We start from the raw sequence: 13331 nt of genomic DNA on the forward strand, positions 1-13331 counted from the left end.
TGGACAACCCGAAATGGACACCTATATTGTATAGACATATAAGCACAGCCGCGTTGTGGATGCCATGCACGTCGATACCCTCTGGTCCAACGTCCACCTGATCACCCTCGATGGCGAGGGCCTGGGTGTCATCCGCGATGGCGTACTGGCCTGCGCCGAGGGCCGCATCGTCCACGTCGGCCCGGCCGGCAGCGATGCACAGCTGCAGCCGACCACCCGCATCGATGGCGAAGGCCGCTGGATCTCGCCGGGCCTGATCGACTGCCACACCCACCTGGTCTACGCCGGTAACCGCGCCAACGAATTCGAGCAACGCCTGCAGGGCGTGAGCTATGCCGAGATCGCCCGTGCCGGCGGCGGCATCGTCTCCACCGTGCGCGCCACCCGCGCTGCCACGCCCGAGCAACTGGCCAGCGAGAGCCGCCCGCGCCTGCTGGCGATGCGCGCCGAAGGCGTGACCACGATCGAGATCAAGTCCGGCTACGGCCTGACCCTGTCCGACGAACGCAAGCAGCTGCAGGTTGCACGCACGCTGGGCGAGCAATGCCGGGTCAACGTGGTGACCACCTTCCTCGGTGCACACGCGATTCCGCCGGGCCGCGAGGCACAGGAGTACACCGACGAGGTGTGCGAGGTGATGATTCCGGCCATTGCTGCCGAAGGCCTGGCCGAAGCGGTGGACGTGTTCTGCGAGAACATCGCCTTCTCGCCCGCGCAGGCGCGGCAGGTATTCGAGGCCGCCCGCGCGAACGGACTGGCGTTGAAGATCCACGCCGAACAGCTGAGCAACCAGCACGGTGCCGAACTGGCGGCCAGCTTCGGTGCACTGTCGGCCGACCATATCGAACATCTGGACGATGCCGGGATCGCCGCGATGGCCGCTGCCGGTACCGTCGCCGTGCTGCTGCCCGGTGCTTTCTATTTCACCCGCGATACCACCCTGCCGCCGATCGCCGCGCTGCGTGCGGCCGGCGTGCCGCTGGCGCTGGCCACCGACAGCAATCCGGGCACCTCGCCGCTGACCAGCCCGCTGCTGGCGATGAACATGGGCGCGACCCTGTTCCGCCTGACCGTGGACGAGTGCATCGCCGGCTTCACCCGTGAAGCAGCGCGCGCGCTCGGCCATGGTGAGCGCATCGGCCGCCTCGCCGTCGGCATGGACTGTGACCTGGCGATCTGGGACATCGACGCCCCTGCCGACCTGGTCTATCGCATTGGATTCAACCCGCTGCACGCGCGCGTGGTGCGCGGCCAGCCCGACCTGCCTGCCTCCTGGAGCAACACATGAGCAACACCCTGGTTCTTCGCCCCGGCCATGTCACTCTCGCCCAATGGCGGCAGGTCTATCGCGGTGCGCCGCTTGCACTGGACCCGGCCGCGCTGCCGGTGGTGCGCGCCAGTGCCGCAGCCGTCGCCGCCATCGTCGCCAAAGGCGCACCGGTGTATGGCATCAACACCGGCTTCGGCAAGCTGGCCAGCGTGCGCATCGAGCGCGAAGACCTGGCCACCCTGCAGCGGAACATCGTGCTCTCGCATGCCGCCGGGGTGGGCGAGCCGATGCCGGCCAGCGTGGTGCGGTTGATGATGGCGCTGAAGCTGGTCAGCCTGGCGCAGGGCGCATCGGGCATTCGCGAGGAAACCCTGCTGCTGCTCGAAGCGATGCTGGTCAAGGGCGTATTGCCCGTGGTGCCGGCACAAGGCTCGGTGGGTGCCTCGGGCGATCTGGCGCCGCTCTCGCACCTGGCCAGCGTGATGCTGGGCGTGGGCGAAGCCTTCATCGATGGCGAGCGCCTGCCGGCGGTCGATGCCCTGGCACGTGCCGGCCTGCAGCCGATCGAACTGGGAGCGAAGGAAGGCCTTGCGCTGCTCAATGGCACGCAGTTCTCCACCGCCTACGCGCTGGCCGGCCTGTTCGAGATCGAGACCGTATTCCAGGCCGCACTGGTCACCGGCGCGCTGTCGGTGGAAGCGGCCAAGGGCTCGGACACGCCGTTCGACCCGCGCATCCACGCCATCCGCGGCCAGCGCGGGCAGATTGCCACTGCCGCGACGCTGCGCGCGCTGATGCAGGGCTCGGACATCCGCGAATCGCACCGCGACAACGATGTGCGCGTGCAGGACCCGTACTGCCTGCGCTGCCAGCCGCAGGTGATGGGCGCGGCGCTGGACATCCTGCGCCAGGCCGCGACCACGCTGGAAATCGAAGCCAACGGCGTCTCCGACAATCCGCTGGTGTTCACCGACACCGGCGAAGCACTGTCCGGCGGCAACTTCCACGCCGAGCCGGTCGCCTTCGCCGCCGACATGCTGGCGATGGCGGTGTGCGAGATCGGCTCGATCAGCGAGCGCCGCCTGGCGATGCTGGTGGACCCGGCGCTGTCCGGCCTGCCGGCGTTCCTGACCCCGCGCCCGGGCCTGAATTCCGGCTTCATGATTCCGCAGGTGACCGCGGCTGCACTGGTCTCGGAAAACAAGCAGCGCGCCTACCCGGCCAGCGTTGATTCAATCCCGACCTCGGCCAACCAGGAAGACCATGTGTCGATGGCCGCGCACGGCGCACGCCGCCTGATGCAGATGGCCGAGAACGCCGCCAACGTGATCGGTATCGAACTGCTGGCCGCAGCACAGGGCTGCGACTTCCACGCCCCGCTGCGCTCCAGTGCCGCGCTGGAAAGCGTGCGCGCCAGCCTGCGTGCGCAGGTGCCGACACTGGAAGAAGACCGCTACTTCCATCCGGACATGGTGACCGCCACGAATCTGGTGCGCAGCGGTGCGCTGGCGCAGGGCCTGGGCGATCTGTTGCCGACCGTGGAACCGCAGGCATGACGACCCTTCCCGAATGGCTGACGGTGCACGAGGGCGACGCCCCCCTCATCGTCAGCTTCCCGCATACCGGCAGCGAGCTGCCGCACGACCTGATCGGCGACTACCACTCGCCGTGGCTGGCACGCCGCGACGCCGACTGGTGGGTGCACGAGCTGTACGACTTCGTGCGTGGCATGGGCGCGACCACGGTGCGCTCGGCAATCTCGCGTTCGGTGATCGACCTCAACCGCGATCCCAGCGGCGTGTCGCTGTACCCGGGCCAAAACACCACCGGCCTGTGCCCGCTGACGACCTTCGACAACCAGCCGCTGTACCACGCCGGGCGCGAACCGGACGACGCAGAAATCGCCCGTCGCCGCGACACGTATTTCCTGCCTTACCACGATGCGCTGGCTTCGCAGATCACGCGCCTGCGTGCACGCCACGGCACCGTGGTGGTGTACGACGCGCACTCGATCCGCTCACACATCCCGCATCTGTTCGACGGGGAGCTGCCGCAGTTCAACCTGGGCACCGCTGGCCCGTCCGGCGCACCTGACACGTCCTGCGACAACGCCTTGAGCGACGTGGTGGAGAACCTGCTGAAGATCAGTGGCATGAGCCAGGTGCGCAACGGCCGTTTCAAGGGTGGCTGGATCACCCGCCACTACAGCAACATCGCCGGCGGCGTGCACAGCCTGCAGATGGAGCTGGCCTGCCGCGGCTACATGCACGAACCCCTGCCGGACCAGGTGGACGAGCACAGCTGGCCCACGCCGCTCGACCCCGACCACGCCGCACCGCTGCGCCACACCCTGGCGCAGGTGCTCAATGCCTGCCTTGAATTCGCTACGAACCGGAGCGCCGCATGACCCGCAACGACCCGTCCCGCACCATCGCCGCGCCGACCGGCACCACGCTCAACGCCAAGAGCTGGCTGACCGAAGCGCCGCTGCGCATGCTGATGAACAACCTGCACCCCGATGTGGCCGAGCGCCCGCAGGAACTGGTGGTGTACGGCGGCATCGGCCGCGCCGCACGCGACTGGGAGAGCTTCGATGCCATCGTCGAAACGCTCAAGCGCCTGGACGACGACCAGACCCTGCTGGTGCAGTCGGGCAAGCCGGTGGGCGTGTTCCGCACCCACGCCGATGCGCCGCGCGTGCTGATCGCCAATTCCAACCTGGTACCGCGCTGGGCCAACTGGGACCACTTCAACGAGCTGGATAGGAAGGGCCTGGCCATGTACGGCCAGATGACCGCAGGCAGCTGGATCTACATCGGCGCGCAGGGCATCGTGCAGGGCACCTACGAGACCTTCGTGGAGATGGGGCGCCAGCATTTCGGTGGCGACCTGACCGGGAAGTGGCTGTTCACCGGTGGCCTCGGCGGCATGGGCGGCGCACAGCCGCTGGCCGCCGTGATGGCCGGCGCCTCCTGCCTGGCCGTCGAGTGCCGCAAGAGCAGCATCGACATGCGCCTGCGCACCGGCTACCTGGACACCTGGACCGACAACCTGGACGAAGCGCTGCGCCTGATCGATGAAGCCTGCAAGGCCGGCACGCCGAAGTCGGTGGGCCTGCTCGGCAACGTCGCCGACGTGCTGGCCGAACTGCTCAAGCGCGGCGTGAAGCCGGACCTGCTGACCGACCAGACCTCCGCGCACGACCCGGTGAACGGCTACCTGCCGCAGGGCTGGACCGTCGAGCAATGGGACGAAAAGCGCGTGTCCGCGCCGAAGGAAGTGGAGAAAGCAGCGCGCGCGTCGATGGCCAACCATATCCGCGCCATGCTCGGCTTCCACGCACTCGGCGTGCCGACCGTGGACTACGGCAACAACCTGCGGCAGATGGCGCTGGAAGAAGGCGTGGAGAACGCGTTCGACTTCCCCGGCTTCGTGCCGGCCTACATCCGCCCGCTGTTCTGCCGCGGCATCGGCCCGTTCCGCTGGGCAGCACTGAGTGGCGACCCGGAAGACATCGCCAAGACCGATGCCAAGGTGAAGGAACTGATTCCGGACAATCCCCACCTGCACCGCTGGCTGGACATGGCCGCCGAGAAGATCAAGTTCCAGGGCCTGCCGGCGCGCATCTGCTGGGTCGGCCTGGGTGATCGCGATCGACTCGGACTGGCGTTCAACGAGATGGTCGCCAACGGCGAACTGAAGGCGCCGGTGGTGATCGGACGTGACCACCTGGACAGCGGCAGCGTGGCCTCGCCAAACCGCGAAACCGAAGCGATGGCCGATGGCTCCGACGCGGTGTCCGACTGGCCGCTGCTGAACGCCCTGCTCAACACCGCCAGCGGCGCGACCTGGGTCTCGCTGCACCATGGCGGCGGCGTGGGCATGGGCTTCTCCCAGCATGCCGGCATGGTGATCGTCTGCGACGGTACCGAGGCAGCGGCGAAGCGGATTGGCCGCGTGCTGTGGAACGACCCGGCCACCGGCGTCATGCGCCACGCCGATGCGGGGTATGACATCGCGATCGACTGCGCGAAGGAAAAGGGACTGGATCTACCGGGGATCCTGGGCTGATCGCAGGGGTGCCGGCCAGCGGCCGGCACTACCCGGAAACACCTGTAGAGCCGAGCCATGCTCGGCTCATTTTTCCGGGTGCATGATGCCTGGCCCGAAGGCAGCCGAGCATGGGCTCGGCTCTACATGCCAAGATGCGCCATCACCGCTGATGGATCACCGCGATGTACCGCACCTTTGCTGCTGCATTGCTCTGCGTCCTGTTCGCTGCTCCGCCCGCATCAGCGAGTGACCTCTCCGCCGGCCTCTCTACCCAGCTTGACGCCCAACTGCAGGCCAACCTCGAACGCTACGGCATCGCCGGTCAGGCGGTACTGGTCGCCCACAACGGCCAGGTGCTGTACCAGGGCGCCAGCGGCGAACGTGATCGCGCTACGCACACACCTGCCACCGTCGATTCCATCTTCGCCGCGCAGTCGATGGCCAAGCTGCTGACCAGCACGCTGGTGATGCAACTGGTCGATCAGGGCAAGGTGGATCTGGATGCGCCGGCGAGCCGCTATGTGCCGGACCTGCCGACTGCATGGCAGGCAATCCACGTGCGCGACTTCCTCAACCACAGCTCGGGTATCGGCGAGTACTACAACCGGGTGGATAACCGCTGGGTGAGCAAGGGCTACCCCGGTGTAGCGCCTGACCTTGGCACTGCGCTGAAGGTGGCCGGCGCTGTACCGATGCAGTTCGCCACCGGCAGCCGCGTGCAGTACACCCAGGCCAACTACCTGGTGCTGACGGCGTTGCTGGAAGCGCACTACCGCAAGTCCTACCCGGCCATCGCGCGCGAACGCATCCTGCAGCCATTGAAGATGGCCAGCACCTCGTGGGGCGTTGCCAGCGTGCCGGCCCGGCGCGCGGCGGTGCCGTACATCGGCAAGGATGGCCAACTGCAGCCTGCCAATGAAGATCCCTGGCCGGACTACGGCTGGGGCCATGCCGATCTGCAGACCACCGTGGGCGACATGAACCGCTTCCTGCAGGCGCTGGCGACCGGCACGCTGGTGCGTACGAAGACCCTGGAAAAGCTCTGGCAGCCGCAGAAACTGAGCGGTGGCGGCAGCAATTTCTTCTCCACGGGATGGGACACCACCCGCAGCGACGGCTACACCCAGGTCGGCCATGATGGCGGCACCCGTGTACGTGCGCGGCTGGCGTACAAGGACACGCTGGCCAGCGGCTACTGGGTGTTCGTGTACCTGACCAACGGCAGCGCCCGCAATGTCTGGTCCAGCACGCTGGTGGAGAGCACGATGGCGGTCGCGGCGCCGCAGGCGTTTCCGCACGCGGTGCTGTCCGAGGGGCTGGTCGCGTATGCGCTGGATGATGATGCAGGCGCTGCCCAGGCGATACGCAGTTGGTTGCGCGATAACAACCGGGTGGCGGGCAGCGAGCTGGAACGAGCGATCAACGCCAGCGGGTATGCCATCCGCGAGAGCCTTGGTGCACGCAGGGCGTTGAAGGTATTCGCCCTCAACACCGAGCTGTATCCGGATTCGGCCAATGTGTGGGACAGCCTGGCCGAGTGTCATGCGGCGCTGGGCGATGCAGAGATTGCCAAAGCGCTGTACGCGAAGGCCAAGGCGCTGGCGAAGCCTTCGCCGTAAACCCTGCTGTAGAGCCGAGCCCATGCTCGGCTGCTCTTCGTGGCGATCGCAGAGAACCCGCGCTGCGCGCGATAGCCGAGCATGGGCTCGGCTCTACAGGGCCACCACAGGTGGCCATACGCAGGTGGAGGGTGACGTGGGGGCCACCGACCTGTTAACTTGCTCGCCACTTTCGTGGTTTACAGCATTTCCGCATGTCGCTCTCGTCGTACCGCCCCATCCCCTCGCTGCTGTCTCTGACCGTTTCCCTTGGCCTCGCCTCCACTGCCGCTGCAGTCCCGCAGGCCACCACGCTGGATGCGGTGCAGGTCACCGCTGCTGGCGATGCCAGCGCGCAGGCGCGCGAGTCGCTGAAGCGCGTACCCGGCGCCAGCAACGTCATCGACGTGGCCAAAGCCGACAGCCGACTGTCCAGCAGTGCCGATGTGCTGGCCTACCAGCCGGGTATCAGCGCGCAGTCGCCGGGCAACGAGGGCACCAAGATCTCGATCCGGGGCTCGGGCATCAACCGCGGGCCGGGCGCGCATGCCTCGGGCATTGCGGTGTCGATCGACGGCCTGCCGCTGACCGGCCCAGGTGGCACGCCTTACGAACTGCTGGAACCGCTGTGGCTGTCGCGCGTGGAAGTCCTGCGCGGCGCCAACGGCTTCGAGCGCGGCGCGCTCGCGCTGGGCGGTGCCATCGACTACGTCAGCCGCAGCGGCCGTGATTCGGCGGGCGTGCAGCTGCACTACGAAGCCGGCAGCCGTGGCTACCAGAAGCGCGGCCTCAGCTGGGGCGGCGTCAACGGCGATGTCGACTACTTCCTGGCCTACACCGATACCGAGTTCGACGGTTACCAGCGCCATGCGCACGGCGACGGCAAGGGCGCGATGGCCAACATCGGCTGGCAGATCACGCCCGATCTGCAAACGCGCTTCTTCGTGCGCTACCGCGAAACCAATCACGAAACGCCCGGTCGCTTGACCCGCGACCAGATCCGCAACGATCCACATGCCGCGAATGCGGCCAACCTGGCCATCGATGCGCGCCGCCCGCAGCCGGGCAGCACTTGGGTGGGCAATGTCACCACGCTGCAGATCGATGAGGATTCGTCGCTGCAGGCCGGGCTGGTCTACCACACCTACCCGATGGACTTGAACGAGAGCCTGTACCGCCAGCAGCTGGACTACGCCAACCTTAACGCCACGCTGGACTACCACCACCGCCACCGGCTGTTCGGCCTGGACAGCGAAACCACGGTTGGTCTGCGCGTCACCCACGATCTGGACGCCGATGTGCGCGAGTCGCTGCGCTTCGCCAGCAACGGCTATGCCGCCGGTACGCGCACGCGTGACTTCCGCCACCACGGCACCGACAGCACGCTGCACGTCAGCAACACCCTCACCTTCAACGACCGCCTGCGCATGCAGACCGGGCTGGCACTGATCAACACCCGCCGCGACGTGCAGGTGACCTGGCCGAGCAGCGGAGGCCGCCTGCGCGACCACCACTGGGACTACGCGCCGCGGCTGGGCTTCACCTGGCAGCACAGCGCGCAGACGCAGTGGTTCGGCAACCTCAGCCGTTCGGTGGAGGCGCCGCACCCGTGGTCGATGATCTGGGGCTCGAACCAGTACTTCGGGCCGGGCAATGGCCCGTCTACCGGCCGCCAGCGCGCGCCGGTGCCGATGCAGAACCAGACCGCCACCACGCTGGAACTGGGCGCGCGCGGTGACGCGGCGCTGGGTCGCTGGGAACTGACCGGCTACTACGCCCACGTGAACCACGAACTGCTGAGCGTCGAACTGCAACCGCTGCCGAACCTGTTCATCGCCGAGAACAATGCCAGCCCCACCGTGCACCGCGGTATCGAGGCCGGATTGGACAGCACGCTGTGGCAGGCTGCACCGGGCCGCCTGTCGCTGCGCCAGGCGTATACCTTCAGCGACTTCCGCTACCGCCACGATGCGCGCTTCGGCGGCAACCGCCTGCCCGGCCTGCCGCGCTACGCCTACCAGGCCGAGCTGCGCTTCGATCATGCATCCGGCCTGTACGCGGCACTGAACACCGAATACGCCTCGCGCATCGCGGTGGACTATGCCAACAGCTACTGGGCCGACAGCCATGTGATCTTCGGCAGCCGCATCGGCTACAACGCCCCCGGCGGTCGCTGGCAGGCCTGGGCGGAGATGCGCAACATCGGCAACCGCCACTATGCCGCCACGGTCACACCGGGCTACGACGATGCCGGCAAGGATGTTGCGCGCTCGACCCCGGGCGAAGGTCGTGGCCTCTATGCAGGCGTGCGCTGGCGCTTTGAGTGATTGCCGCAGGCGGCGCCGGGTGTGATCCGGCGCCGTCGTTCCAGGGTCAGCCGATACGCCAGGACGGCAGGCGCTCGCTGCGCTTCCAGATGGAAGGCGCCAAGCCGACCAGCACCAGTGCCGCCAGCCACTTCGGTGAGGTATTGAGCAGTGTCGAGGTGAGCGAGCCATCGACGGGAGCCGCCATTTCCTGCCACGGGTTGTAGCCCAGGTAGACGACGCTGCCAGCCCACCACGACAACGCCAGGCCGATGCCCACCAGCAGCAGCGCCAGCGTGCGGCAGGTCCAGCGCTGCGAGGTGGTTCCCCACTCGCGGGACACCGCTACCAGCAGACCCACCACCAGCAGCGACACCAGTGCCACCAGGCCGATATCAACCTTCGGTCCAATGCGCTCATAGGCGCAGGCGCGGCATTGCGCCTCTTCCGCGGCAGTGCCGGCTTCAGCGCCATCGCCCTGCCCGGCTGCCGGCTGCGCCAGTGCTGCAAACGGCAACAACACCGCCAGCAGCGTCACCATGATCCAACGAAACAACGTCCTGTTCCTGCGTGCAGCGACATCCATGCGCTCTTCCTCGTCAGTGGTTGTGTGTCTCAGTGGGCGTTCGGCCATCCAGCGCCCCGGTTCCCGATGCAGTACGACAAGCTCCGGATAGGTGAAACCGCCAGGACACGAATCCTCGGCGACCGCGATCATAGCCCACTGTTCAGGGCGGCTGAAAACAGGTCGGGACCGGGCCATATGAAGGAAGCAACCGCATTACAGCCCCTGGATGACCTGCAGCAGGTGGCTCGCACCCGGCACGAGTTCCTCAGCAAGCCAGCCCAGCACCGCGAAGAACAGCAACAGGCCGATCAGCGGCCAGACCGTGTGCGACACGCATACCCGCCACCATCCCTGCTCGTGCATGCCCTGCATGCGCCGGTACAGGCCGCCGGCGATCGCCGCGTCCACCAGCAGTTCGGCCATCAGCACCGGCGCCGACCACACCACCCACACGCTGGCCAGCAGGACGGTCGCCACCAGCGCGACGATGCCGAGGATGGCCAGCAACGGCAAGCCCGCTTCGTCTTCAGCGAGCCCGGCCAACGGCAGCTCTCCGGCGTCGCCACTGCTCACCGATGCCGGCTCGTTCCACGAGGCCGACGCACCGCCACCGCCGGAACGGCCGCCCGCGCCGCTCCACGGTGATTCCACGGCACTGCCGCGAGGGGATGGGCTGCCACCGCCCACATCCGGCGACAGGCCATCCAGTACGTTGTCCCAACGCCAGCGGATCCAGATCCACATCAGCAGCAGGAACACGCCGTAGGCCAGCACGACGGCCATCGGATAGCGAAACCACATCGCGTCGATACCGGCCAGGCGCAGCAGGTGCGAGGCAAGAAAACCTGCAGCGCCAGTCAGGGCGACGATCAGCGCCATCTGCAGGCGTGGCCAACCGCGCTGCTGCAAGTGCCTGCGCGCACGCACGACTTCGCTGCCGCGGTTCATCGGCAATGTCAGTGGGCTGCGTGAAAAATGGCGCGAGCGCTTCATGCCGCCGCCAGGGGGCGGGAGGCATCGCGGCCAGGGACCTCGGGAACCTGATGCTGCATGCGGACATCCTTGCCGGGCACGCGTAGGCGGTGTTGGGCGGATTCTACCGCGGGCAGCTCCGCTGTCCAGACGGCGGTTCCAAGCGGCCGATCCTCAGCTGCGATCAATGATCCGTTCGATGCGGCCACCCGCGAACACGAACTCGCTCTGGCCCTGCAGTTCCAGCTCAGTGCCCGCACGCGGTCCATCGGGAACATCCTGCGCGAACACGCCGCGCCAGCCAATCGTCGCCGTCGCCTGGTCGCCATCGAACACCAGCGCCAGCAAGCGCTGTTCGCGCTCCCGGAACAGGCGCGCAGACTGGCGTGCCAGTTCGCCAAAGGCATCGACGCCTTCGGTGACCATCGTCAGCTGGCCGCCGCTGTGGTTCTCGAAGCGTACGTTGTGCGCCGCACCGCCAGCATGGCGTCGATATCGAAGCGGTTGTAGGCCTGCAGGTAGTGCTCGATCAACTGACGATGGTGCAATTCGTCCATGGCGGCATCCAGTCGTGGGCTGCTGGCGAGTCTGGCCTGTCGGCACCGGCCGATCAAGGCCGCGTGGCCGCCTTCAGCAGCTGCGCGGCCACCTGATCGAACGGGGCGATGTCCTGCAGCGCACGGCACATCGCCACCGCCCCCTCCACGCTGGCGATCACCAGGCTGGCCAGCTCAGCCGCTGCTGGCGGGGCGTGTCCTTCGGCGACGAATGCCGAGGCGAGGTGGCCGTGCCAGCGTGCGAACACCTCGGCGGCCGCCGCGCGGGGTTGGCTGGGTGTCGCCTCCACCGGCTCCTCCACGGCAGCGGCCAGCACCGGGCAGCCAGCGCGGAACCCGGAACGCAGCAGACGCTCGCGCCACATCGCAAGGAACTGCTGCAGGCCCTGTACCGCCCCATCCTTCAACAGCTCCACCAGCAGCGCCTCCACCTTGTCGCCGGCCATGTGGGTGGCGCGCGCCAGCAGCTCCTGCTTGCCGCCGGGAAAGTGATGGTAGGTGGAGCCCAATGGCGCCTCGGCCAGCTTGGTCACTTCGCGGATGCTGGTGGCATTGAGGCCCACCCGCGCCAGCATCTGCGCCGCGGCATCGATCACGCGCTGTGGGGCATCGGACGGTCGCGGGCTCACGGCGGTCTCCTTGCTAAGACAGTCGTCATAGATTAGCGTACCGGCGATTCTATAACAGTCGTCATAGCCATGAATCTCTGGTTCCGTCTGCTCCACCTGCTGCTGTGCAGCCTGTTCCGGCCGAAGCTGGAGGCCCCGTTCGGGGTCTCGCGGCTGCAGTTCCGGGTGCTGCCCAACGACCTGGACAGCAACCTGCACATGACCAACGGCCGCTACTGGAACATCTTCGACCTGGGCCGGCTGGACCTGATCCTGCGCATGGGTCTGGGCCGGGTGGCGCTGCGCGAGAAATGGGCGCCGATCGTCGGCGCCGGCACCATCCAGTTCCGCCGCGAATTGAAGCCGTTCCAGCGCTTCACGCTGGAAACACGACTGGTGGGCTGGGTCGGCTCGCGCGGCATCATGGAGCAGCGCGTGCTGATCGGTGCCGAGCAGAAGATCGCCACGCGCGCGTTGCTGGTCACCGGCATCTACGACCGCCGCGCGCGCCAGTTCCTGGGCATGCCGAAGATGATGGAAGCGATCGGTGTGGTTGCCCCGCCCTCGCCGCCGCTCAGTGCGGCCGCCGAAGCGTTGCTGGCGGCCGATGCAGCGTTGAAGCAGGACGATGCCTGAGCTTCAGGGGGCGGCCAGCGGCACCGCGTGCAGTTTGCGCGATACGACCTGGGTGCGCCCTCCCACATGCAGCACGTACTCGAAGGACTGCCGCATGCGGCTGTACGCGCCACCCTCCGGCACGCCGTAGTTGGCGCCCACGCTGAGGGTATGCCGGCCTGGCGGCAACGGCTTGAGCATCACCCAGTAGCCGTCGGCGGCGGCCAGCCGTGAGTCTGCGTCATCGTCATCCATGCGGAAGCAGCCTTCACTGCGCACCCGATGCATGCGCATGTCGCCCAGGGGTTGGCCATCCAGCAGCACTACTGCACTGATCAGATAATCGTTGTTGACCGCCGCCCCCGCCTGCAGCTCCTTGCAGGACACAGACTCATCCACCTGGTAGTGCGCCATGTTGATGATCGGCAGCAACAGGTACTTGCCCGCCGGCACCACGCATTCGCGATGTGGCCGGAAACGGCCATTGGTGCCGGCCAGGTTCCAGACCGGGCCTTCCTGGCCCACATCGCATACACGGCCATCCGGGTCGAGATAGGGCGCGCCGCCCTGGGCGTCGGCCCAGCGCCACCAGCGGGCGGTCCATTCGGCCAGTGAAACTCCGGCCACCGGCTCACGCGTCAGCGGCGAAGGCGCCGCCGTGTCTGCACTGAACGCCGGTACGGCCGCCAGCAGCAGTGCCATCGTTGCGCCGCTGCGGCGCAGCCATCCCTGGATTCCCTTCCGCATCACCCACCCCATCGTCCCTGGCGGCCACGCTGCGTGG

13 protein-coding genes are annotated in these 13331 nt (G+C 67.5%); 7 read left to right on the plus strand and 6 right to left on the minus strand.

The genetic code is table 11. From position 1 onward, the window contains the following. Nucleotides 1-64 precede the first annotated feature (64 nt). The 6 genes from hutI (at nucleotide 65) to ACS0OT_RS12570 (ending at nucleotide 9248) form a co-directional block, all read left to right on the plus strand. Nucleotides 65-1288 (plus strand): imidazolonepropionase, encoded by a 1224-nt coding sequence (hutI, locus tag ACS0OT_RS12545; protein ID WP_139727324.1) that lies wholly within the window; start codon nucleotides 65-67, stop codon nucleotides 1286-1288. Continuing rightward, nucleotides 1285-2826, plus strand: coding sequence for a histidine ammonia-lyase (gene hutH, locus ACS0OT_RS12550; protein ID WP_005417317.1), 1542 nt, complete (start codon nucleotides 1285-1287; stop codon nucleotides 2824-2826). The genes hutI and hutH overlap by 4 nt, the downstream gene beginning before the upstream one ends. Beyond that, complete coding sequence (hutG, locus tag ACS0OT_RS12555; RefSeq protein WP_005417319.1) at nucleotides 2823-3677, plus strand: N-formylglutamate deformylase; 855 nt, start codon at nucleotides 2823-2825, stop codon at nucleotides 3675-3677. The genes hutH and hutG overlap by 4 nt, the downstream gene beginning before the upstream one ends. Then, complete coding sequence (gene hutU, locus ACS0OT_RS12560; protein WP_065186172.1) at nucleotides 3674-5341, plus strand: urocanate hydratase; 1668 nt, start codon at nucleotides 3674-3676, stop codon at nucleotides 5339-5341. Before hutG ends, hutU begins: the two co-directional genes overlap by 4 nt. A gap of 164 nt (nucleotides 5342-5505) precedes the next feature. Next, nucleotides 5506-6942, plus strand: a complete 1437-nt coding sequence (locus ACS0OT_RS12565; RefSeq protein ID WP_065186173.1) for a serine hydrolase domain-containing protein — start codon at nucleotides 5506-5508, stop codon at nucleotides 6940-6942. A gap of 194 nt (nucleotides 6943-7136) precedes the next feature. Beyond that, nucleotides 7137-9248, plus strand: coding sequence for a TonB-dependent receptor family protein (locus ACS0OT_RS12570; protein ID WP_164092726.1), 2112 nt, complete (start codon nucleotides 7137-7139; stop codon nucleotides 9246-9248). A gap of 46 nt (nucleotides 9249-9294) precedes the next feature. Here ACS0OT_RS12570 and ACS0OT_RS12575 read toward each other — a convergent pair whose 3' ends face one another. The 5 genes from ACS0OT_RS12575 to ACS0OT_RS12595 all read right to left on the minus strand — a co-directional run bounded on the left by ACS0OT_RS12575 (nucleotide 9295) and on the right by ACS0OT_RS12595 (nucleotide 11953). Beyond that, complete coding sequence (locus ACS0OT_RS12575) at nucleotides 9295-9813, minus strand: hypothetical protein (RefSeq protein WP_164092725.1); 519 nt, start codon at nucleotides 9811-9813, stop codon at nucleotides 9295-9297. Nucleotides 9814-10008: 195 nt separating this feature from the next. Continuing rightward, entirely contained in the window at nucleotides 10009-10788 is a 780-nt protein-coding gene (locus ACS0OT_RS12580) for a hypothetical protein (RefSeq protein WP_095377195.1), read from the minus strand. Between the two features lie 153 nt (nucleotides 10789-10941). After that, nucleotides 10942-11193, minus strand: a complete 252-nt coding sequence (locus tag ACS0OT_RS12585) for a hypothetical protein (RefSeq protein ID WP_239499502.1) — start codon at nucleotides 11191-11193, stop codon at nucleotides 10942-10944. 2 nt (nucleotides 11194-11195) lie between these two features. Then, nucleotides 11196-11324, minus strand: a complete 129-nt coding sequence (locus ACS0OT_RS12590; RefSeq protein WP_275427093.1) for a hypothetical protein — start codon at nucleotides 11322-11324, stop codon at nucleotides 11196-11198. Between the two features lie 53 nt (nucleotides 11325-11377). Beyond that, complete coding sequence (locus ACS0OT_RS12595; RefSeq protein WP_005417331.1) at nucleotides 11378-11953, minus strand: TetR/AcrR family transcriptional regulator; 576 nt, start codon at nucleotides 11951-11953, stop codon at nucleotides 11378-11380. A 69-nt stretch (nucleotides 11954-12022) separates the two neighbouring features. Here ACS0OT_RS12595 and ACS0OT_RS12600 point away from each other — a divergent pair, with 69 nt between their 5' ends. Continuing rightward, the gene (locus ACS0OT_RS12600) at nucleotides 12023-12568 is read left to right on the plus strand and encodes a thioesterase family protein (protein ID WP_012511531.1); all 546 of its coding nucleotides are present in this window, start codon (nucleotides 12023-12025) and stop codon (nucleotides 12566-12568) included. Between the two features lie 3 nt (nucleotides 12569-12571). Here ACS0OT_RS12600 and ACS0OT_RS12605 read toward each other — a convergent pair whose 3' ends face one another. After that, nucleotides 12572-13294, minus strand: a complete 723-nt coding sequence (locus ACS0OT_RS12605; protein ID WP_111127365.1) for a hypothetical protein — start codon at nucleotides 13292-13294, stop codon at nucleotides 12572-12574. Nucleotides 13295-13331 lie beyond the last annotated feature (37 nt).

Origin of the sequence: Stenotrophomonas maltophilia group sp. RY12688 (genome assembly GCF_052149045.1) — a bacterium.
GTDB classification, from domain to species: domain Bacteria; phylum Pseudomonadota; class Gammaproteobacteria; order Xanthomonadales; family Xanthomonadaceae; genus Stenotrophomonas; species Stenotrophomonas sepilia.

Coding starts and splice junctions, on each gene's coding strand:
- ACS0OT_RS12590 (WP_275427093.1), bottom strand. CDS start 11,324: ATGGACGAATTGCACCATCGTCAGTTGATCGAGCACTACCTGCAGGCC.
- hutI (WP_139727324.1), top strand. CDS start 65: ATGCACGTCGATACCCTCTGGTCCAACGTCCACCTGATCACCCTCGAT.
- ACS0OT_RS12565 (WP_065186173.1), top strand. CDS start 5,506: ATGTACCGCACCTTTGCTGCTGCATTGCTCTGCGTCCTGTTCGCTGCT.
- ACS0OT_RS12605 (WP_111127365.1), bottom strand. CDS start 13,294: ATGCGGAAGGGAATCCAGGGATGGCTGCGCCGCAGCGGCGCAACGATG.
- ACS0OT_RS12585 (WP_239499502.1), bottom strand. CDS start 11,193: ATGGTCACCGAAGGCGTCGATGCCTTTGGCGAACTGGCACGCCAGTCT.
- hutU (WP_065186172.1), top strand. CDS start 3,674: ATGACCCGCAACGACCCGTCCCGCACCATCGCCGCGCCGACCGGCACC.
- hutG (WP_005417319.1), top strand. CDS start 2,823: ATGACGACCCTTCCCGAATGGCTGACGGTGCACGAGGGCGACGCCCCC.
- ACS0OT_RS12575 (WP_164092725.1), bottom strand. CDS start 9,813: ATGGATGTCGCTGCACGCAGGAACAGGACGTTGTTTCGTTGGATCATG.
- ACS0OT_RS12600 (WP_012511531.1), top strand. CDS start 12,023: ATGAATCTCTGGTTCCGTCTGCTCCACCTGCTGCTGTGCAGCCTGTTC.
- ACS0OT_RS12580 (WP_095377195.1), bottom strand. CDS start 10,788: ATGAAGCGCTCGCGCCATTTTTCACGCAGCCCACTGACATTGCCGATG.
- ACS0OT_RS12570 (WP_164092726.1), top strand. CDS start 7,137: ATGTCGCTCTCGTCGTACCGCCCCATCCCCTCGCTGCTGTCTCTGACC.
- hutH (WP_005417317.1), top strand. CDS start 1,285: ATGAGCAACACCCTGGTTCTTCGCCCCGGCCATGTCACTCTCGCCCAA.